This is a genomic window from Microbacterium atlanticum, assembly GCF_015277815.1.
In the GTDB taxonomy this organism is placed as follows: Bacteria; Actinomycetota; Actinomycetes; order Actinomycetales; family Microbacteriaceae; genus Microbacterium; species Microbacterium atlanticum.
Genome location: NZ_CP063813.1, coordinates 2,681,179 through 2,702,237 on the forward strand (window position 1 = coordinate 2,681,179; position 21,059 = coordinate 2,702,237).

General features: G+C 69.3%; 17 protein-coding genes. 4 read left to right on the forward strand and 13 right to left on the reverse strand.

Annotated elements, in window-relative coordinates:
* Position 1: 1 nt before the first annotated feature.
* From IR212_RS12320 to IR212_RS12345, 6 genes are read right to left on the reverse strand one after another with little or no spacing between them, the layout of a single operon-like run.
* Positions 2 to 769, reverse strand: a complete 768-nt coding sequence (locus IR212_RS12320) for a RibD family protein (protein WP_194396189.1) — start codon at positions 767 to 769, stop codon at positions 2 to 4.
* Positions 766 to 1,719 carry a lysylphosphatidylglycerol synthase domain-containing protein gene (locus IR212_RS12325; protein WP_194396190.1) on the reverse strand — a complete coding sequence of 318 codons (954 nt, stop codon included), beginning with the start codon at positions 1,717 to 1,719 and terminating at the stop codon, positions 766 to 768. The genes IR212_RS12320 and IR212_RS12325 overlap by 4 nt, the downstream gene beginning before the upstream one ends.
* A complete protein-coding gene (locus tag IR212_RS12330) occupies positions 1,707 to 2,528 on the reverse strand; it encodes an SAM-dependent methyltransferase (RefSeq protein WP_194396191.1) in 822 nt (273 codons plus the stop codon). The genes IR212_RS12325 and IR212_RS12330 overlap by 13 nt, the downstream gene beginning before the upstream one ends.
* Positions 2,525 to 3,538, reverse strand: a complete 1,014-nt coding sequence (locus tag IR212_RS12335; RefSeq protein ID WP_194396192.1) for a glycosyltransferase family 4 protein — start codon at positions 3,536 to 3,538, stop codon at positions 2,525 to 2,527. The genes IR212_RS12330 and IR212_RS12335 overlap by 4 nt, the downstream gene beginning before the upstream one ends.
* Positions 3,535 to 3,930 (reverse strand): 6-pyruvoyl trahydropterin synthase family protein, encoded by a 396-nt coding sequence (locus IR212_RS12340; protein WP_194396193.1) that lies wholly within the window; start codon positions 3,928 to 3,930, stop codon positions 3,535 to 3,537. Before IR212_RS12340 ends, IR212_RS12335 begins: the two co-directional genes overlap by 4 nt.
* A complete protein-coding gene (locus IR212_RS12345) occupies positions 3,927 to 4,847 on the reverse strand; it encodes a zinc-dependent alcohol dehydrogenase (protein ID WP_228479296.1) in 921 nt (306 codons plus the stop codon). Before IR212_RS12345 ends, IR212_RS12340 begins: the two co-directional genes overlap by 4 nt.
* A gap of 128 nt (positions 4,848 to 4,975) precedes the next feature.
* On the opposite strand from IR212_RS12345, the gene IR212_RS12350 reads away from it, so the two are divergent.
* Together IR212_RS12350 and IR212_RS12355 are read left to right on the forward strand one after the other, a co-directional pair.
* On the forward strand, positions 4,976 to 5,728 hold the full coding sequence (locus IR212_RS12350) for a CDP-alcohol phosphatidyltransferase family protein (protein WP_194396195.1): 753 nt from the start codon (positions 4,976 to 4,978) through the stop codon (positions 5,726 to 5,728).
* A 4-nt stretch (positions 5,729 to 5,732) separates the two neighbouring features.
* Complete coding sequence (locus tag IR212_RS12355) at positions 5,733 to 6,152, forward strand: hypothetical protein (RefSeq protein ID WP_194396196.1); 420 nt, start codon at positions 5,733 to 5,735, stop codon at positions 6,150 to 6,152.
* Between the two features lie 67 nt (positions 6,153 to 6,219).
* On the opposite strand, the gene IR212_RS12360 is transcribed toward IR212_RS12355, so the two are convergent.
* The 5 genes from IR212_RS12360 to IR212_RS12380 all read right to left on the reverse strand — a co-directional run bounded on the left by IR212_RS12360 (position 6,220) and on the right by IR212_RS12380 (position 13,885).
* Positions 6,220 to 7,590 (reverse strand): MFS transporter, encoded by a 1,371-nt coding sequence (locus tag IR212_RS12360; protein ID WP_194396197.1) that lies wholly within the window; start codon positions 7,588 to 7,590, stop codon positions 6,220 to 6,222.
* A 149-nt stretch (positions 7,591 to 7,739) separates the two neighbouring features.
* Entirely contained in the window at positions 7,740 to 8,567 is an 828-nt protein-coding gene (locus tag IR212_RS12365) for a zinc-ribbon domain-containing protein (protein WP_194396198.1), read from the reverse strand.
* A 71-nt stretch (positions 8,568 to 8,638) separates the two neighbouring features.
* A complete protein-coding gene (locus IR212_RS12370; protein WP_194396199.1) occupies positions 8,639 to 9,448 on the reverse strand; it encodes an MBL fold metallo-hydrolase in 810 nt (269 codons plus the stop codon).
* Between the two features lie 656 nt (positions 9,449 to 10,104).
* Positions 10,105 to 12,507, reverse strand: a complete 2,403-nt coding sequence (locus IR212_RS12375; protein ID WP_194396200.1) for a glycoside hydrolase family 3 N-terminal domain-containing protein — start codon at positions 12,505 to 12,507, stop codon at positions 10,105 to 10,107.
* The gene (locus IR212_RS12380; protein ID WP_194396201.1) at positions 12,497 to 13,885 is read right to left on the reverse strand and encodes an MFS transporter; all 1,389 of its coding nucleotides are present in this window, start codon (positions 13,883 to 13,885) and stop codon (positions 12,497 to 12,499) included. The genes IR212_RS12375 and IR212_RS12380 overlap by 11 nt, the downstream gene beginning before the upstream one ends.
* 205 nt (positions 13,886 to 14,090) lie before the next feature.
* Here IR212_RS12380 and IR212_RS12385 point away from each other — a divergent pair, with 205 nt between their 5' ends.
* A complete protein-coding gene (locus IR212_RS12385; protein ID WP_194396202.1) occupies positions 14,091 to 16,526 on the forward strand; it encodes a glycoside hydrolase family 2 TIM barrel-domain containing protein in 2,436 nt (811 codons plus the stop codon).
* Positions 16,527 to 16,705: 179 nt separating this feature from the next.
* The gene (locus IR212_RS12390) at positions 16,706 to 17,701 is read left to right on the forward strand and encodes an IS481 family transposase (protein WP_194395612.1); all 996 of its coding nucleotides are present in this window, start codon (positions 16,706 to 16,708) and stop codon (positions 17,699 to 17,701) included.
* Between the two features lie 90 nt (positions 17,702 to 17,791).
* Here the strand turns inward: IR212_RS12390 and IR212_RS12395 are convergent, their stop codons facing one another.
* Positions 17,792 to 19,525, reverse strand: a complete 1,734-nt coding sequence (locus IR212_RS12395) for a DUF5605 domain-containing protein (protein WP_194396203.1) — start codon at positions 19,523 to 19,525, stop codon at positions 17,792 to 17,794.
* 15 nt (positions 19,526 to 19,540) lie between these two features.
* Positions 19,541 to 21,052 carry a glycoside hydrolase family 43 protein gene (locus IR212_RS12400; protein WP_194396204.1) on the reverse strand — a complete coding sequence of 504 codons (1,512 nt, stop codon included), beginning with the start codon at positions 21,050 to 21,052 and terminating at the stop codon, positions 19,541 to 19,543.
* Positions 21,053 to 21,059 lie beyond the last annotated feature (7 nt).

Sequence of the window (21,059 nt, forward strand, 5' to 3'; positions counted from 1 at the left end):
GTCAGCGCCGCTCGGCGGGCACCGTCTGGACAGCGGCGTCGCGCGATACGCCCGCGTCCACCGCGTCGGTGCCGTCGAGGGCGCCGAAGCGGTCCGACAGCGCGTAGCGCAGCAGCACCACGTCGCCGATTCGGAACGTATCGGCCAGGCGGGCTCTGCGTGATGCCGTCCACGGGAACGTGCCGGTGCCGACCGCGCGCGGCGCGCGGTCCTCTCCGACGAAGAACGGGGCCACGACGAGGTGGAACTCGTCGACGAGGTCTGCCGTCAGGAACTGGGTGAGCACCTTGCCCCCGCCCTCGACCATGAGGCTGCCGACACCGCGTGCGGCGAGATCGTCGAGCACGGCCGTCATGCTGACGCAGTCCTGCCCCGTCCCGACGACGGTGGCCCGCGTGCCCAGCCGCGCGCCGAGCGACGCCGCCCGCTCCTCGGGGCAGTAGACGATGCGCGGCGCGTCGCCCGTCGTGAAGAACGCCGCATCGGCCGGCAGTTCGCCGCTCGCGGTGACGGTGACTTTGATCGGCGACTCGGGGAGTCCGAGCGCCAGCCGGCGCGCGCGGCGCGCCGTGTCGCGGACCAGCAGGCGCGGATCGTCGCGGCGCAGCGTCGAGGCGCCGACCATGATCGCGTCGCTCCGCGCGCGCACTTCGTCCACCCGGTCGAGGTCGGATGCGTTCGACATGGCGAGCCGGCGCGGCTCCGCGCTGTCGAGGTATCCGTCGATGGACATCGCGCAGCTGAGTGTCACGTACGGTCGCTGGCTCATGCGGATCTCCCGCTCCCGATGATGCCCTTCCCGCCCGGGGAACGGAAGCGGTCGCCCAGCAGCACGACGGCTCCCGGGATCACCGCCGCCATCGCCAGCACCCCGAACGTGGTCGAGACGGCGAGGCCTGCTCCCGCGCCCAGCCCGATGACGGCGAACGCCGAGGCGGCCACTGCTTCGCGAGGTCCCCAGCCGCCGATGTTCACCGGGATCGCCGACGCCGCGAGCACCACGAGGGCCACCAGAAGCAGGTCGGCGATCTCGCCGTCGACTCCGGCGGCCAGCCCCGCGACCACGAACACCGCCGTGTGCGCGGCGACCACGACCGCGGATGCCAGCACCACGCCCAGGAGCGCGAGGGGACGCGTCAGCAGCGGGCGGAGCATCCGGTACTCCTTCGCGATGAGCCGGCGCCCGGACGGCAGGGCGGCGACGACCGCCGCCGCGGCGGCGATGAGCACGAGCATCGCACCACCTGCCCACGCGAGCGGCGCCAGCGAGGAAGCGAGCCCGAGCGGCAGCAGGATGCCGAGCGTGAGCACGAACTGCACGAGCTGGCCCGCGACGCGCTCGGCGGCCACCGCTCGGGCGGCGAGCGCCACGCTGTCGCGGCTGCGGCCGTGGGCGATGGCGCGATGGATGTCTCCCACGACGCCCCCCGGAAGCACGGTGTTGAGGAATTGGGATCGGTAGTAGGCGCCGACCGCCTCCCCCCACGCCAGCGACAGGCCGAATCCCGCGGAAACGATCCGCCACCGCCACGCCGCCGCCGCGGTCGCGACCGCCGCCAGAGCGACGGCGACGACGATGATCGCGGGGGTGACTGCCACGATGCCCTGCACGAAGGGACCGAACCCGACCACGGCGACGGTGCCGGCGACGACGGCGAGCGCCGCCCCGGCGCCGGCGAGGGCACGCAGGCGCGGCGAGACCGCCCTCAGCCCGGCCATGCGAGCAGGTCCTCATGCCCGACGACGACCCGCAGATCGCCGGCCTCCGCCTGCGCACGACGCCGACGGCGCAAGTCGTCGGCCGCCCCGGCGAGCTCGGGGCGCTGCTCGACCGCCGCGTCCACCCAGCCGTCGAGCCACGCGGCGGCCAGCGCCCGGTCCCCCTCGCCGAGCCGCCAGGGCGTCGACGCGGTCCTGGTCCGCCATCCGGCGGCAGCGAACCGCTCGGTGACGACGCGCACCGCGTCCGGGCCGAGCATGCGCCGGCCGTCGGCGTCGCGGCGCTGGTGGTCGGCGAACGCGGCGCCGATCTCGCCTTCGAGCGCGTCGTCCGCCCGCGGACGCAGCTCGGCGTGTCCGGTCACACTGAGGCTGAACAGCGCCGGGACGCCCGCGTCGACGCACGCTGCCACGATGTGCGCGGCCTCCTGCTCGGTGATCACGTCCAGGAGAGCGGATGCCGTGACCACCGTCGCACCGTGGAACGCGTCGCGCGGCAGCTCGGCGAGATGCTCGACCACCCACTCCGTCTCGATGGGCCGGCCCTCGCGATCGCCGACGGAACGGAGATCGGCGTGCGCCAGGATCCCGGGATCGCCGTCGCGCATCGTCCAGTGCTGCGGGCCGGGGAGTCTCGGCGCCAGCCAGCGCGCCATCGCGCCGGTCCCTGCGCCGAGGTCGTGCACCTCGACGACTCCCGGACCGACGAGCCGCGCCAGTTCCCGCGCGAGCTCGGTCGACCGCGACCGGTCGTCCGCTCCGGCGCGGAGCGCCAGCCACTCCGCCGTCGCCGTCGAGATGGAGCTCATGCCGCCTCCAGCGCGTCGGTGACGCGCGTCACCGTGTCGTCCCAACGCGGCTGCCTTTCCCGGGCTGCCAGCGCCTCACGACGCAACCGTGCGCGCAGCCGAGGGTCGGCCATCCAGGAGTCCAGTGCGCCGGCCAGCTCTTCGGCGTCGCCGGGGCGCACCAGGATCGCGCCACCGCCGGCAACGGTCTCGGGGATGCCGCCCGCCGCTGCCGCGACGACGGGCAGGCCGCGCCCGCGCGCCTCGCCGACGGCCATCCCGGCGCTCTCGACGCGGGAGGGGGCCACGAGGACGGCGCTGCGCCGGTACAGCTCGTCGAGCCGCTCCCCCGTGAGGACGCCGGTGAGGGCCACCCGGCCGCCCAGCGCACGCGCCTCGTCCGCGAGGCGCGCGGCGAACTCCGGGTACGGCTCGGCCGAACCCACCAGGGTGCACGACCACGCCGGCTCGCGCAGGCGGGTGAGGGCGGCGAGCAGTGTGTCCTGCCCCTTGTGCGGCGCGAGGACGCCGACGCACAGGAAGCGGCGGTCGTCGTCGGGAGCGCTCACCTCCGCCGCCACGACTCCGGGCGGTGCGACGGTGATGCGGTCCTGGGTCGAGAGCCCCCGCCGCACCAGCTGCTCGGCGGTCCAGCGGCTGGTCGCGATCACGCGGTGCGCACAGGCGACGGCGCGGCTCTCGGCGGCCACGACCTCGTCGTCGGCATCCGGGAAGGCCGCTGCCGACATGTGCATGAGCAGCACGAGCCGCAGCCGCCGCGACGACGCGTCGACCTCTTCCGGCGCCCACCCGGCGGCGAGCCCGTCGACGAGCACGAGCGCGCCGTCCGTGACGCCCCGCAGCGCGGACGCCACTCCCGCGCCGTCGGATGCCTCCGCCATCGTCACCGTCCACCCCCGCGCGCGCAGGCCGTCGCGCACATGGCGGTCGTAGACATTCCCGCCGCTGACCCGGCCCGCATCGTCGATCCCGTCCGGGACGAGGAACACGACGCCGGGTCGGGCGGTCACAACGCCACCTCGTACGACGCCCAGGCCACGTGCGACTCGTGGAGCGTCACCGCGACACCGGTGAGCCCGTTCTCACCGAAGGCGCCATCGCGCACCAGCTGGGCGAGGCGGTCGCCGATGATCTGGCACAGACGCTCGGTCGTGGTGTTGACGCCCGCGAGGTCGGGCTCGTCGTCGAGGTTGCGGTAGGTGAGCGACGCGACGATCTCCCGCACGGCGTCGGCGGCCTTTCCGATGTCGACCACGACGCCGTCGGCGTCCAGCGCCGCGGCGCGGAACGTCGCGTCGACGAGGAACGTCGCACCGTGCAGGCGCTGCGCGGGACCGAACACCTCCCCGCGCAGGCTGTGCGCGACCATGAGGTGATCACGGACGGTGACGCTGAAGCTCATGCCGCACTCCAATCGATGGTGTGACAGAGCGGCCCGGCCGTGCCGTCCGCCAGCGCGGACGTGACGTCCGGCAACTGCCTCCACGATGAGCTTGCACCCAGCAGCGCGTCGAAGGCAGGGTCTTGCAGCAGGCGCACGGCGAGCGCTAGGCGGTCTTGCGTCGTGCGCCGCGATCGTCGGCTGGATGCGACGGCGCCGACCTGGCTGGCGCGGATGGCGAGGCGACGGGAGTGGAAGTCGGCTCCGAGCTCCAGCGGCACCGGCCGGTCGCCGAACCAGCTGGCCACGACCACCTCGCCGTCGGTGGGTGCCGCTCGCAGAGCCACCTGCAGTCCTTCGGCGCTGCCGCTGGCCTCGATCACGACGTCCGCCCCGTCGCCCGCAGGCTCGGCCGCGGTGAACCCGACCCCCAGCGCGTCGGCCACGGCGCGCTTCGACTCGTCGACGTCGACGAGTGTGACATCGGCGCCCGGGATGCCGCGTGCCAGGCGGGCGATCGCGCCCCCGATCATGCCTGCGCCGACGATCACGACGCGGTCGCCCACGAGCGGGCGTGCGTCCCACAGCACGTTGACCGCCGTCTCGATCGCGCCGGCGAGTACTGCACGGCGCGCGGGCACGCCGTCGGGGACCACCGTCAGCGCCGCAGCGGGGACGACGAAGCGCGACTGATGCGGGTACAGCGCGAACACCGTCCGCCCCGCGAGGTCGGGCGGACCGTCCTCCACGCGCCCGACGCTGAGGTAGCCGTACTTGACGGGGAAGGGGAAATCGCCCTCCTGGAACGGCGCGCGCATCCGGTCGTGCTCGCTGGCGGGGACGGCTCCACGCGCCACGAGCGACTCGGTGCCGCGGCTGAGGCCGGTCCACAGCGTCCGCACCGACGCCTCACCCTCCGACGGGGGTGGCAGCCGCACCGGCCGGAATTCTCCCCTGCCCGGAGCAATCGCCCACCAGGCGGTCGCGTCCGGCTCCTCCCGGTGAACCGCGGCGGGTATGGTCGTCGTGTTCCCGGTGACCGGCATGTCGAGAACACGGGGGGCGGATGCGAAAAGTTCAGTGGACCCCCTGGTGGTGGGCACTCGGCGGCGGCGCGCTGCTCGTCCCGGCCGGTCTGATCGTGCCGCTCCCGCCGGCGGCGTGGGCTGCCGGCGGCGCGTACCTGATCGTGTCGACGTCGCTGCTCGCCCGGGCGCTGGGTCGCCGCGGCACGGAGCGGTTCGGGGCGGCCAACGTCGTCACGGCCACGCGGTCGATGCTCGTCGGCGTCGTGACGGCTCTCGTCGTGGCGTCGTTCTGGGGCGAGGCATCCGTCGTCCTTTTCGTCTCGATCGTCGCGCTCGCGCTCGTGCTCGACGGTGTCGACGGCTACGTCGCCCGCCGCACCGGCAGCGAGAGCGAGCTGGGCGCGCGGTTCGACATGGAGGTCGACGCCTTTCTGCTCCTCCTGCTCAGCGTGTACGACGCGCCGTTGGTCGGGTGGTGGGTGCTGACGATCGGACTTCTGCGCTACGCGTTCGTGGGGGCGGGGTGGATGCTTCCCTGGATGCGTGCGACGCTGCCGCCGAGGTACTGGCGCAAGGTGGTGACGGCGGCCAGCGGGATCGCGCTGGCGATCGTGGCGTCGCAGCTGCTGCCGCCTGCGGCGAACATCGTCGTCGCCCTGGTGGCGCTGGCGCTGGTGCTCGAGTCGTTCGGCCGGGACGTCATCTGGCTGTTCCGGATGAACCCCGCGCGCCGTGAGCTCGTGTCTCTGGAGAAGGCCGCGACCGCGCCGCCTCCGGAAGAGAGCGGGTAGGAACATGACCGAGACCAGTTCGCGCATGCTCTGGGTGATGCGCATCCTGAGCGCCATCGCGCTCCTCGCCGCCGGCGGGATCCACCTCTACCTCGCACTGAACGGCGTCGGCGGCATCCTCGGCGTGATGTTCATCCTCAACTTCGTAGCGGGGCTGGTGCTCGCGATCGGCATGCTCGTCCTCCACGGCCGGCTCCTTCAGCTCACCACCGTACTGAGCCTGCTCTTCCTGATCGCCACTCTCCTGGCGCTCGTCCTGGCCTTGACCGTCGGGCTGTTCGGCATCACGCAGGACTGGAATTTCACGCTGGTTCCCGAGACGGTGATCGTGGAGTCGATCGGCATCCTGATCCTCGCCGTGACCACGGTCCTGGTATTCCGGCCGGCGCCGATCGCGCAGCCGGCGCGGCGCCGAGCGGCGTAGCCCGCCCCACGCGCCGGAACGCCCCGTCGCCGGCGACGGGGCGGTCCGGCCCGCGGCGGCAGGGTGATCAGGCGCGCGCCGGCACCGTCTCCGCGGCCATCCTCTCGTCGTCGAGGCGGTCGAGATCGTGCAGGGATGAACCCTTCGTCTCGCGCATCGAGATCACGGCGATGAGCGTGACGCCCGCCGCGATGGCGAGGTAGAGCGCGACCGGGACGTACGAGCCCGTGCTCGACAACAGGGCCGTGGCGATGATGGGCGCCAGCGAGCCGGCGACGATCGACGTCACCTGATATCCCAGCGAGACGCCCGAGTACCGCATGCGAGTCGGGAACATCTCGGACATGATGGCAGGCTGCGGTGCGTACATGAAGGCATGGATCATGAGCCCGAGGCAGATCGCCAGGATGATGACGCCGGGCGAGCGCGTGTCGAACATGGGGAACGCGACGAAGCCCCACGCGGCGGCGAGCACCGTGCCGATGAAGTACACCGGCTTGCGCCCGATGCGGTCGGCGAGCGCACCGATCGCCGGGATCACGATCATGTGCACGATGTGCGCGATCACCAGCCAGCTGAGGATCAGCGCGACGTCCATCTCGAGGGCGGTGCGGAGGTAGACGATCGAGAAGGTCACCACGAGGTAGTACATGATGTTCTCGGCGAAGCGCAGGCCCATGGCGGTGATCACACCGCGCGGGTAGCGCTTGATGACCTCGAGGACGCCGTAGCGCTGGATCTTCTGCTCCTCGGCCTGCCGCTGCGCCTCGAGGAAGATCGGGGCGTCGGTGACGCGGGTGCGCACGTAGTACCCGATCGCGACGATGACCACCGACAGCCAGAAGCCGACACGCCAGCCCCAGGCGAGGAACGCCTCCTGCGAGAGGGTGCTGCTGAGCACGAGCAGCACGACGGTGGCGATGAGGTTGCCGATCGGCACTGCCGCCTGCGGGAATGACGACCAGAAGCCGCGCGTGCGGTTGGGCGAGTGCTCCGCGACGAGCAGCACACCGCCGCCCCACTCGCCGCCCACCGCGAAGCCCTGCGCGAAGCGCAGCAGCACCAGCAGCGCGGGCGCCCAGTAGCCGATCTGGGCGAAGGTGGGGAGGCATCCCATCAGGAACGTCGCGACTCCCACGAGGATGATCGCGACCTGCAGCAGCTTCTTGCGGCCGTATTTGTCGCCGAAGTGGCCGAACACGATGCCACCGAGAGGACGGGCGACGAAGCCGACCGCGTAGGTGACGAACGCCTGGATGATCGGCGCGTAGGGGTCGTCCGACGGGGGGAACATGATCAGGTTGAACACGAGCGTCGCGGCGGTGGCGTAGAGGAAGAACTCGTACCACTCCACGACGGTGCCGGCCATCGATGCGGTGACGACACGTCTGAGGCTCGACTGTTTCACGGTCGCCTCGGGTGCCTTCGGTGAGGACATTGCGCGGTACCTCCTTGTAGAGCGCTGTGCGGTCTGGGGACGACCGCCTGGGCGACACTACCTGACGGGCGATTCATGTTTCAAGCGCGGGTGCGAGCGCGCGCGGAGAAGATGCGTGGAAGTTCACGAAATCGCCCGAGAAGCCCCGTTCAGATGAGATAGGCGTCGACGAGGAGAGCACCGCGGATGCCGCGCAAGGCGTCGATGAGCCGGTCGATGCTGCGCCCGGACCAGGTCGCCAGCTCGAGGTCGTGCGGCCCGATCGCCTGCAGCTTGCCCGTGCGGATGCGCACCACCTCCCAGCCGGAGGCGCGGATCACCCGGTCTTTACGGCGGTCCGCGTCCTCGCGCTTGCCCACGTGCTCGAGTCCGTGCCGGCCGACCGTGTCGTACTCGATCGCCACGCGCAGCTCGGGCAGGAGGAGATCGGGCCACACCTCGAGGTGATCGAAGAAGGGGCGGGCGGCGCGGATCGCGTTCGCGCCCCGCGTGACCGCGAGCCGCGACAAGACATCGGCGCGCACGCGACCTTCGGCCGCGGACGCGGGCTTGGGCGCGCAGGGACTGAAGAACGGCTCCCCCACCGGCAGGTCGGGTGTCTTCGGGCAGAGCGAGCGCTTCGACTTCGTGCGCGCCGGGCGCCAGGGAGCAGGCGCCGCGCGTATGCGCGGCGGGTCGGCGAGGACCGAGCAGTCCGGGCACCACGCGGACCTGCGCCGCTCGCGGCCCGGGCGCGAGCGCTGCTCGTCGGGAGTGGCCGCGAACCGGTGGCCGGCCTCACACTCCCACAGCAGCAGCACGTCTGCTGCCGGCGGGACCTGGGTCAGGGTGATGCCTGCGTTGAGTTCGGGGTGGTACTGCCGGATCAGGGCGGGATAGGCCGCCCACTCCGCGCGGTAGGTGCCCACAGGGTAGGGCACCTCGCGGTCCTTCGAGAACTGGCGCCTCGCCCACCACAGCTCCACGCGCTCCGCCATGCACGGACCTTAACCGCAACCTCCGACACCGGCGGGATGGCTCGTCGGGGCGGGTAGCGCCGCTCGCCCCGTCAGGCCCGGCGCCTGTCACGGATCCGCTGAGCCTGCCACTCGTGGATATCCGGCAGCCAGTCGAGCGGCGCGGACGAGCCGATGCGGACGTCGTCGAGCGCGGTCCCGTCGCGCAGCGCCGTCACATAGGCGCGGTCGGCAGCGATGCGCTGCCGCAGATCGTCCGCGGTCCCGATCGCGCCGTGGCCGGGCACGACGACGTCCACGTCGCCGGCGATCTCCGCGAACAGCGTGAGCGCGTGGAGGTAGTCCCCGAGGGGATCGGCGGCTTCGAGATCGAGGAAGGGCATCAGGATGTCGCTGAGCATGTCGCCGGCCACGAGCACCCGGCTTCCTTCGATGAGAAGCGCGGCGTGGCCGGGCGCGTGGGCGCGGTGCTCGAAGACGCGCACCTCCGGCCCGTCCCACGGGACTCTCCGTGCGCCGTCCGGCAGTCCTTCGATGAGACCCAGCAGCGTCATCGGGATCTCATCGGCGTACTCCGGCGGAAGGCCTTGCGCGATGGCATCCGTCCAATCCGGCTGTGCGAGCAGGTCGCGGATGGATGCCGCGCACCGGGCGGTGCCGTAACGCGGCGCGTCTCGGAACTCGTCGTGCCAGAGCACGTGATCCCAGTCGGGGTGCGTGGCGAAGCCCGCGACGACCGGCTGCCCGAGTGCACGGAGGTCGGCCGCGAGGCACGCCATCTCGCCGGCGGTGATGCCGGGGTCGACCAGCAGCACGCCCTTTCGCCCCTGCACCACGGTGCAGTTGCTCTGGATGAACTCGCTGACGTGTACGAACACGCCGTCGGCAATCGGCTGCAGCATCTTCGAATGCTCCCACGGAGCGCGGGTGACCGGACGACTCCTCGCGCGCCCGCGCGCGGGTCAGGCCTTCACCACCTCGTGGGCGAGAGCTCCTTCCACCCTGAACTTCGCCTTCGGCGTGGTGGAGGGCACCCAGGACGAGCTGACCGTCTCCGTCATCCCCGGGCGCGGGAACGGCAGAACCCCCGGAAATCCGGGGGTTCTCATCGGTAGCAGGAGCGGGGCTTGAACCCGCGACCTCACGATTATGAGGACTGACCAGGGATTTTCTTCCGATCCGCTTGGACCCGCAACCCGCAGGATTCCGCGGAATCTGCGGTCACTCGAACCATGCGAATCAGCCTCGATCCCGACGGTTGGTGGGCAGGATGTGGGCACGTGCGGGTAGCCGACCACCCGGGGTGTGAAGCGGAGACGGAGGGATTTCAATTCTGCCGAGGGCGATCCGGGTCAATCAGTCTGACCTGTCTCAGCGGAGAACTCCCGCGATCACCCGGATCCCGGTCGGGGCCGTTGAACCATCTTCAGTTCTGACTGGGACGTGGACTCATCGTTGCCTCGGGACTCGCGGTCGGGCTCAGCCGGTTCAGGTGGCCATCCCAGCGTCTGAATCCCAGAGGCCGGCAGTCCTCGGTGCATCGGGCCGCCCCTGCGAGTCAGCTCGAGGTCACCGCGATCGCCGACAAGAATGTCCTTCCGGCGCTCGCCAGCGCGCGCCGGGGACCAATGACGTCGAGTACGGTCTCGAGGGGGCGCGACTCGGCATCAAAGCTCACCCACACGTTCACCGGCGAGGGCTCAACGACGAACTCGCCTCCAATATCCGTGTACCCCAGTTGCGCAGCATCCAGCGTGAAGGTCACTTGGCGAGACTCCCCCGCCGCGAGCGAGACCCGGGCGAACCCCGCAAGTTGCTGCGCCGGGCGGGTCGCGCCGGCGGTGTTGACACGTGCGTAGAGCTGCACGACGGTATCGCCGCCACGGTCGCCCGCGTTGCGCACGGTCGCCGCGATCCGCGCTGATCCGCTGGTTGTCATCTCGGCATCCGCAACCAGATCTGACAGCTCGAACTCTGTGTAGCTCAGGCCGTGCCCGAAGGTGTACAGCGGGGTCGCCGGCATGTCGAGGTAGTGGCGGTCGACGTCGGGCGGCAGCGGGTTGCGGTAGCCGGTACCGGACCGCTGGTGATGGTAGACCGGGATCTGGCCGGTGTGACGCGGGATGCTGTACGGCAGTTTTCCGCTCGGATTCACCTCCCCGAACAGAACGTCGGCGACGGCCGCCGGACCGAACGGCCCGCCGTACGACGACACGACGATCGCGGCAGCGTCCTGGACCACCTGCGGCAGTGTGTACGCGCGGCCTTGAACGAGCACCGCGATGATCGGCTTGCCCGTCGCGGCAACGGCCTCCGCCAGGTGCACCTGCGCGGCGGGCAGCGAGATGTCGGCCGAGTCGCTCGCTTCACCCTCCGTGCGTTCCCCGTTGAACCACAGACTCGCCCCGCCGAGCGCCAGCACGACGACGTCCGCGGCCTCAGCCGCCGCTACCGCCTCGGCGATCGCTTCCGCGCCGAGGTCGGTCGTGAGCGTGCTGCCCGTCGCGACGTGCGTGATGGGTGCGTGTCGGCCGATCTCGTCGACGAGCGAGGTTGCGCCCAGCCGGTCGCGGACGAAGTCTTCGATGGGCGTCGAGGGGAACAGGCTGTTGTTCCAGGCGGCCATGCCCGGGTCGATCCCGACCATGTTGCCCATGCCCCCACCCGACATGAAGGTAGTCATGTCGCGGAACGCTGGGTAGCTGTAGGTGGGGAACTGCAGCTTCACCGCATCCGCGTGGGGCCCGATGATGGCAACGCTTTGGGCATCGGCGGCGAGCGGGAGCAGCCCGTCGTTCTTGACGAGCACGACCGAGCGGCGAGCAAGTTCGCGCGAGAGCTCACGCCCCTCAGACGCCACCTCGGCGATCTCGATGCGCTCCGCGGGGTACGGGTTCTCGAACAGCCCGAGACGGAACTTGGCGGTGAGGATGCGTCGGACCGAGCGGTCGACGTGGGCGATATCGACGCGTCCGGCTTCGACCTCGCCGACGAGCGCGTCGCCGTAGCCGTACGGGAAGGGGAACTCGGTGTCGAGTCCAGCGGCGATCGTGAGGCGACCAGCGTCGGCCGGCGAGGCGGCGGCTCGCTGGCGAGTGTGGATGTGCTCGAGGGTCATGTAGTCGCTGGAGACGAACCCGTCGAAGCCGAGGGTGTCGCGAAGCAGGGTCGTGAGCACGTCGGGGTTCGCCGCAGCGGGGACTCCATCGACGTCGGAATAGGAGTTCATGACCGAGGCCAGGCCGGCCAGCTGGATCGCCGCCTCAAAGGGATAGGCGAAGAGGTCGCGAGTGCGACGAGGGCCGCCCTCGTAGGAAGAGAGGTTCATGCCGCCCGTCGGCAGGCCGTAGCCGACGAAGTGCTTCGCCGTGGCGATCGCACCGGTACGTAGGTCGTCACCCTGAAGACCTCGGGTGTACGCGACGCTGAGCGCCGCGACCAGATAGGGGTCCTCACCGTAGGTCTCATGCACACGACCCCAGCGCGGGTCCAGCGCAACATCCATGTTGGGCGACAGCGCCTGGCGTACGCCGACGCGGAGCAACTGCTTGCGGATGGTGTCTGCCATCTCCTGCACGAGCTCGGGGCTCCAGGTCGCCGCGAGACCGATCGAGGTCGGGAAGACCATGTGCCCGCCGGCGAGCAGCCCGTTCAGGGCTTCGATGTGCACGAGGAGAGGGACGCCGAGCCGGGTGCCCTGGACCGCGGCATGTTGCAGGTCGCCGACGATTCGAGCCATCGTCGCGGGGTCATCGACGCCGAAGTTGCAGATGTGGCCAGGTGCCTTGTTCAGCCACTCGTCGCGCACGGTCGGGGCGCTGCCGTCAGCCAGCACCAGGTACCACGGCGGTACCGAGACAAGCTGGTGCGCCTTCTCACGCACCGTCATCTGGGCGAGGAGGAGGTCGGCGCGCTCGGTGTCGCTGAGGCTGGTGTCGAGGTGTGCGGAATCAGGGGACATCGGGAACCTCCATGGGGCTCGAGGAAGGGTGCGGATCGGATGCGGGATCCGAGGATCTTGATGGGGACGTGAGAAGCAACAGGATCAATCCGGCGCCGGTGAGCAGAGCCGCCACCCACGGCAGTGCCTCGAGTCCCCACTCGCCGACGACGAGAGCGCCGACCACAGCGCCGCCACCGATCGCGACATTGAAAGCGGTGGTCTGGAGCGCCGCCGCCGTCGAACGCTGCTGCGGCGGAGTGATTCGCATCATCCGGGTCTGCAGCAGGATCGGGACGACAGCGAAGGCCATCGCTTGCAAGAGCGCCGCGATCACCAGCGGACCGACACCCCAGGCGGCTGAGAGCGGGAACAGCGCGCTCAGAACAGCTGCGAGCGCGATCCCGAGAAGGAGCGCGGTATTCGGCGATCGGTCTGCAATACGCCCGATGCCAGATACGGCGACAAATGCCGCAAGGCCCGTGCCGAAGAGGAACGCCGGGATCGACGCCGAAGGAATCGAGGCGACATCGCTCAGCCACACCACCGAGTAGGTGCCGTAGGTGGTCTGCCCGATCACGACGAGCAGGATGATCGCGCACACGAGCAGGATGCCGCCGATCGCCGATGGCGTCGAGTGGTTCCGCGTTGACGACGTGCGCGGGAGTGCCCGACTCGGCGCCACGGCCGGAAGGAGGAGCACCACGAGAAGCACCACGAGCACCGCGACCGCGGCCAGGGTTCCGAAGGCGACTCGCCAGCCGAACGCCTGACCCAGCGCGTTGCCGAGCGGGACTCCGAGCACGCCTGCGACCGAACCGCCTGCCGCGGTGATCGCAGTCGCTCTCCCGAGCTGCGAGGGTGCCACGAGATCGGCCGCGTATGCCGCGGCCACCGACCAGAACAGACCGTGCGCGACACCGCCTGACACCCGCGCGATGAGAAGCACCTCGAACGTGGGCGCGAAGGCAGCAAGACCCGTCGCGGCTGCGATTCCGATGAGCGCGACGATTGCGAGCGGCTTGCGCGGTACTCGCCGCGTGAGCACCGCGAGTGGCGCCGCGGTGAGGATGACTGCCCCGGCGAAGACGGTGATCAGCTGCCCAACGTCGGTGACCGGACGATCGAACGTCGCCGCGATGTTCGGCAACAGGCCACCGGGCAAGAACTCGGTCGACATCGAGACGAAGATGGCCGCCGCGAGCGCCAGGAGTCCACGCCGCGGGAACGGCGGGGCCGGATGCCTGGGCCTACTGCGCAGGACTCGATGGTGCCGAAGCCGTCGGTTCGCTGCACGTTTCGTGGCGCGACTATCGTGCGACATGGGTGGTGCCTTCTCAGACCCTTGCGCGCTGCCGGATGTCCCAGGCGCACCAACGCCGCGAACGGTGGGGACCACCAGCCTACGAGCCGGTGCATTCTCTCCCATCAGCGGCGAGGACTATTGCGCAACGGTAGGGGTCCCCGGTTGTCTGCACCGCGGGGACCCGGTAGTCACGATGTGAGGGTCGATCCCGATGCAAGGCATCGGTCATCGGTCGTCGGTCATCGGTCGTGCAGCCCGTGCCAGATCGATCACGCGCGCGCCCTTCGAATGGAGCACCATGAGCAAGAACCTGTTCAATGACGACTGGAGTGTCCGCCGCAAGATCAGCGGCTTCGTCGATCTGATGGGCGGCGCAGCATCCAAGAAGGTCACGCTCCCCCACGATGCAATGATCGAGTTCGATCGGTCGGCAGACATCGCCGGAGGTGCGTCGTCCGCATTCTTCCCCGGCGGAGAGGTCGAGTACACGAAGCGTTTCCACGTTCCGCTCGAGTGGCGCGAGCAGCGGGTGACGATCGCGTTCGACGGGGTGTACCGCGACGCAATGGTCTACGTGAACGACGAGTTCGCGGGCCAGTGGAAGTACGGGTACAGCGTCTTTCGAGTCTCGCTCGACGCCCACCTTCGCTATGGCCAGGAGAACGTGGTGCGCGTGGAGGCCCGCGCGAACCAGGACTCGCGCTGGTACACCGGTCTCGGGATCTACCGCGATGTCCATCTCGTCGTCACGCCGCTGGCGCACATCGTGGACGACGAGATCCGAATCACCACACCGGACGTCGACGAGGAGTGCGCCGTCGTCGAGACCGCCGTGCTGATTCGGAATCAGAGCACCGGCACGCGTCGGCTGTCGCTTGAGGTGGAGGTGCACGACGCGGAAGGAACGGTCGTCGCGCACGAACGAGGGCCGGTCACGATTCGGCCGAATGCGACGACGACCGTACGCAATCGACTCTACGTCGACGCTCCCCGCCGCTGGGGCGTGGACGATCCGCACCTCTACGAATTCCGCGCCCGTCTGACCGACACCGAAGGCGACGACACGCACGACGTGAGCACTCCGTTCGGGATCCGTACGCTCCGTATCGATCCGCGGCACGGGCTCAGGATCAACGACGAGCCGATCAAGCTTCGAGGCGCGTGCATCCATCACGACAACGGCCCGCTCGGCGCCGCCACGATCCAGCGCGCCGAGGAGCGGCGCATTGAGCTGTTGAAAGCGGCGGGCTTCAACGCCATCCGGAGTTCGCATTGCCCGGCGAGCCCGGCGATGCTCGACGCGTGCGACCGGCTCGGGGTCCTCGTGTTCGACGAGACGTTCGACGCGTGGACGGAGATGAACAAGGCGTACGACTACACGCTCGATTTCCCGGAGTGGTGGGAGCGCGACGTCGACGCGATGGTCAGGAAGGACTTCAACCACCCCAGCGTGATCTTGTACTGCATCGGCAACGAGATCCACGAGTACGGTTCGGGCTTCGGCGGCTCGATGGCGCGAGACATCGCCGAACGGATCCGGCTCCGAGACGAGACACGGTTCATCACCACTGCCGTGAGCAGCTTCTGGGCGGTGGCCGGCGAGGTTATCGAAGACCTGAAGAACCGTCTCGCAGACGCCACCGCCCGGGGCGTCAACGACGTGATGAACGAGATGACCGAGTTCTTCGATGAGGTCACCGTCTCGGATGTGGTCACCGTGCGCACCGCGGAGTCTCACGGCGCGGCGGACATCGCCGGCCTGAACTATGCCGAAGCACGGTATGCGTCCGACGCCCGAGTCTTCCCCAACCGCGTCGTCCTCGGGACGGAAACCAACCCCCGGGTGACGGCCCAGTCGTGGGCAGAGACGATCGCACATGATCACGTGATCGGCGGGTTCACCTGGACCGGGTGGGACTACCTCGGCGAGGTCGGGCTCGGGCGCACGGATTACACGGATGACCCGGAGGTGCGCGGCGGCGGCGACCCCGAGTTCCCCTGGCTCACGGCGTGGGCGGGCGATCTCGACATCACGGGGTTCCGCCGGCCCCAGTCGTACTATCGGGAGATCGTGTACGGCCTGCGGAAGGATCCGTACATCGCGGTGCTGAGGCCCCAGCATCACGGCCAGCGGCGGTTGGAGATGCAGTGGGCGTGGAGCGACGCGGTGTCGAGCTGGACGTGGGATCTCGCCGACGGAGCATCTACCGAGGTCGAGGTGTACAGCGACGCCGATGAGGTCGAACTGATCTTGAATGGTCGATCACTCGCGCGGGCCGCGACCGGCGCCGCGCGGGAGTTCCGGGCGAGTTTCGACGTCCCTTACGAACCGGGAGAACTCGTCGCGATCGCTTACCGCAACGGCGTCGCGAGCGAGCGCACGGCGCTGGTGACCGCATCCGACCGGCTCCTCGTCGCAAGGGCAGACCGTGCTCGCATCCGGTCGGATTTGAGCGACCTTGCGTACGTCAGCGTCGAGTTCCGCGACGGGAGCGATGTCTTGAACAGCTCGAAGGACGCGACCATCCACGTGATGGTGGACGGCCCCGGCGACCTCGTCGCACTCGGCTCGGCGCGGCCAGCTACGGCGGAACGTTTCGACTCGACCAGCTGCATGACGTTCGACGGGCGCGCACTGGCCATCGTGCGGCCGACAGGCGAGGGGCAGATCACCGTCACCGTGCGCAGCGAAGGAACGGCCGATGCGCAAGCAGTGGTCGAGGCGGGCGCATGACAACGGTCTCGCCCCCTGCCATCCCCGCAGAAGAGGCCACTCGCGGGGCCAACGCGGCCTAGGTGTGATGTCCAGGGACGTTGTTGCGTGAATCGCGTGTGATCTGCTGACGGGCGAAGGCCTCCCGTTGCGAGAGTGGAGCTGTCTAGGAACCGCTCACGCATCACAGGAGGCCTTCGTTGTCCCACGCTAACGCTGCTCTGACCCCGCGCGCTCGTCTGCGGCTGGCCAAGCTCATCGTCGAGGAGCATTGGCCGGTCGCCGTCGCGGCGAAGATGTTCATGACCTCACCGCCGACGGCGCGCAAGTGGGCGGCCCGGTTCCGGGCCGAAGGGCCCGCGGGAATGATTGACCGGTCCAGCCGGCCGCGCTCGATGCCGACCAAGACGCCGCCCGCGACAGTGAAACGGATCGTGCGGTTGCGGTGGCGTCGGCGGCTGGGGCCGGTGCAGATCGCCGGCGAGCTCGGCGTTCCCGCCTCAACGGTGCATGCGGTGCTGGTGCGGGCCCGGATCAACCGGCTCAGCCACATCGACCGGGTCACCGGCGAGCCGATCCGCCGCTACGAACACGACCATCCCGGATCCCTGATCCACGTCGACGTCACCAAGTTCGGCAACATCCCCGACGGCGGCGGCTGGCGCTACGTCGGCAAGCAGCAAGGCAAGAAGAACAAGCAGCGCGCCGCCCGCGCCGGCGCCGGATACACCGAGAAAGGGCATCCCAACATCGGCACCGCGTTCCTGCACACCGTCATCGACGACCACTCCCGCGTCGCCTACGTCGAGATCTGCAGCGATGAGCGCGCCGTCACCGCGATCGGCGTGCTCGAACGCGCGGTCGCATGGTTCGCTGACCGCGGCGTCACCGTCGAGCGAGTCTTGTCCGACAACGGATCGGCCTATCGCTCCCACGCCTGGAAAGACGCCTGCGCCATGCTCGGCATCCGACACAAACGGACCCGCCCCTACCGCCCGCAGACGAACGGGAAGATAGAACGCTTCCATCGCACCCTCGCCGACGGCTGGGCCTATGCCCGCTTCTACCCCTCAGACACCGAGCGTCGCGCCGCGCTGCCCGGCTGGCTGCACTTCTACAATCAGCACAGGCGCCACTCCGCCATCGGAGCCCCACCCTTCAGCAGACTCAACAACCTGCCTGGACATCACACCTAGGCCCGCGAAGACCGGCCAATGCCGCGCACACTGTCAGACGTTTCTGGCGCTGGGGGCGGGTCCTCGCGCGGATCCGCCCCAGGCTCAGGCTCAGTCGGCTGCGCGCACCCGGACGGCAATGTACGGACGGGCGGGCAGATCCACACGCACGTCGCCTTCGTGGATTCCGGGAAGTTCCTCGATCGTCATCGCCCAGGTGTCGATGATGTCGATCTTCGCGCGCGTGTTCACCGGCACTCTGACGGTGCGGAACTTGGGTCGGGCGTCGCTGAAGTAGGTGAGCGCGTAGCCCTCTCCCCCGCCGGTGGCGAAGTCCCAGTCACTGGGAAGCGGTGCGACCCGCCCCTCGGGCGCAGCCTCGATGAGATCGCGGAGGAACGCGAGCCGGGGCAGGCTCTCACCTCGCAGCGTGCCGCCCTTCGCCCAAAAGATCACCTCGTCATCGGACCAGAACGTCTCGCCATGGGTGAGGTACGCGCCCTGAAGCGTCGCCTCCCAGAATCGACGGACGACCTCCTCGGCGGTGAGGTTGCCCCACCCCTGGTCGATGTCTCCCTCGTAGCCGAACTCGTCGACAACGATCGGCTTATCCCACCGCTTGCGCCACTTAGCGACCGACTGTGCCATCTCACGTCCGCCACCCTGGATGCTCGCGTGCGTGGCCCACTCTGCGGTGTAGTCGAAGATCTCCACCCAGTTATGGATGGACAGCGGATGTGCGACGGGGTCGTTCGCGACCACCAATCCGGCGAGCCGGTCCCAGTCCTCGCGTCGCATCGCGGTGAGGAGGTCGTACTCGTTCGCCATCGACCACCACACGTTCGGAAACGCTGACAGGCGACGCACAACGTACGACACGTAGCGGTCGTCGGCTGCGGGCCCGAGCGTCGCGAAACCCCACCGGTCGTAGGGGTGGAAGAGGATGACGTCCGCATCGATGCCGAGATTCGCGAGGTCGTCGATGCGACGTTCGAGATGGGCGAAGTACTCCAGGTCGAAGCGACTCGTGTCGAAGCCGCCGTCCTCGGCGCGCACGAACACGAACCGGTCCGGCTCGTTCGAATTGAAGAGGAACGACTTGGGGAAAAGACCCATACGCAGCTTGTTGAACGGCGAGGCCGCCAGCGAGCGCAGCGTCTCCTCTTGCAGCGCCTCTGGCTGATGCGTCCAGGCGTACGACGTCGTGCCGACGGGAACGAACTGCGTGCCATCGGCGCGGACGAAGCCGCGTCCACTCACGCGGACCGGTCCCGGCGCATCGGACTCGCTGACGTCGACGACACCCTGGAGTCCGTCGAGCGAGCGTGCCGTCGACGACGTCGCAAACGTCCAGCGGCCGGCGAGCGGAGGCAGGAAACGCAGGCGGAAGACGCCCTCGCCGTCATAGAACCCTCCGACATGCAGCGTCGTGTCATCCAGGGTGAACACTGCCGAGAGCTCCACATCAACAAACGGGTTCCCGTGAGATGGGCCTCGCAAGACGACATCGACCCGGTGATTGCGGGTTGCAGCATCCGGAAGCACGACCGCGGCCGACGCCAGCTCGACATCCTCCTGCTCGTAGTCGACCGAAGCGACGATCGCCGGGTCCTGCGGGGGGAGCGGGCTGAGGTCCTCGAACGCGGCGACGGCATCAAGGACGGTGGCCCGCCGAGGGTCGCCCTCCCCGAGGATCAAGGTCGCCAGCGAGCCGAAGGGGAAGTCGGCGAGCTGCGTGAGCATCGGCGACGCGAGCAGCTCGGGCGCGATGGCTCCGATCGCCTGCTTCGCGTCGGGCTGCTGGAGGACGGCGGAGGCCGGAGTCTGTCGGTCGATGTAGCGCATGGTTCCTCAGAGGATTCAGTCAGGCAGAGGTCGGTAAGTCACAGACAGCACACGGCCATCGGTGGTGGGCGCGCCGAGCGCGAGCATGCGTCCGGTGAAGCCGGCGGCGACCTCAGTGGAGAAGTACCTGCCGTCAAGGCGGGCGATCTCGGTCACCTCGCCATCGCGAACGACCGAGAGCGCGACGTCGTCAGGGCCCGCGTATCCGAAGGGCACGGGTGCGACCTGGGGCGGCATCGTGGAGATACGGAGGATGGCCGTATCGCCGGCGATCTCGACGCGGCCGATCCGTTGCCGGACATCCCCGATCTGTACGATCGCCTGCGCGTGACCGTCCTCGAAGATGACGCCGCACCAGTGGCGGTCGTCGAGCCGCAACCCGACCGTGCCGGATCCCTGCACGACGGCGTCGGCCTGCCAGGCGAAGTCTGTGACTCGGGTGCAGAGCACGTCGGCGGCTGATCCCCACGAGCGGAACCGGAGCCCGCCGCCCGCAACCCGCTCGATAACCGCGTCGGGTTCGCTGTCGGCGACGACCCACCGCGGATCGAGTACCGACGTCGTGAAGTCCTCGGCGAAGCCTGTCCCCGCCTCGGGGATCTCGAATCGAGCCTCGTCGAACACAGGCCAGTCATCGACCCAGTCGACACCGGCGAGGAATGTCTCACGGCCGAGCACATGGAAACCGGGTGTCGATCCGCGCGGACGTGCCCCCAGGTAGACCGCGGCCCACGTCCCGTCAGGTGTCTGGACGAGATCGGCGTGCCCCACGTTCTGCACGGGATGGGAGCTGCTGCGATGGGTGAAGATCGGATTCCAGCTGCAGGATTCGAACGGGCCGCGCGGACTCGGCCCGCGAGCGATCGTGACGCAGTGCCCGCGCTCGGTGCCGCCTTCGGCGAGCATGATGTACCAGTAGTCGCCGATTTGGTATAGGTGGGGGCCTTCGGCCATCGGCATTCCGCTTCCCTGCCACACCGGATAGTGAGGCTCGAGGAGACGGCCGGTCCCGAGATCGATCGGCGCCTGGCGAATGCCTTGACCGCCGACGGTGAAGTCGAGCACGTGCCAAGTGAGGTAGCAGGTACCGTCCTCGTCCCAGCAGAGGTCGGGGTCGATGCCGATCGCCTCGGGGACGAACACGGGGTCGCTCCACGGTCCCGCGGGATCGGTGGCGTGAACGATCAGCTGCCCGGCGTCGAAGTCGCTGACGTTCGTCGTGATGAACCAGTAGCGCCCGTCACGATGCCGCAGGGTGGACCCATAGATGCCCGTCGACGGGCCGGACTCCCCCGCCCGGAACTGCGACCGGCGCGAAAGGATGTTGCCGATCTGGGTCCAGGTCACCAGATCTCGGCTGTGGAAGATCGGTGCGCCTGGGAAGTATTCGAAGCTCGAATGTGCGAGGTAGTAGTCGTCCCCGACTCGGCAGATGGTGGGGTCCGGGTGGAACCCGGGCACGATCGGATGTAGCTCAGCACTGAGAGCGGTTTCTACCGGCCGGGAGCCGATCACGGGTTCTGGCATGCCCGCG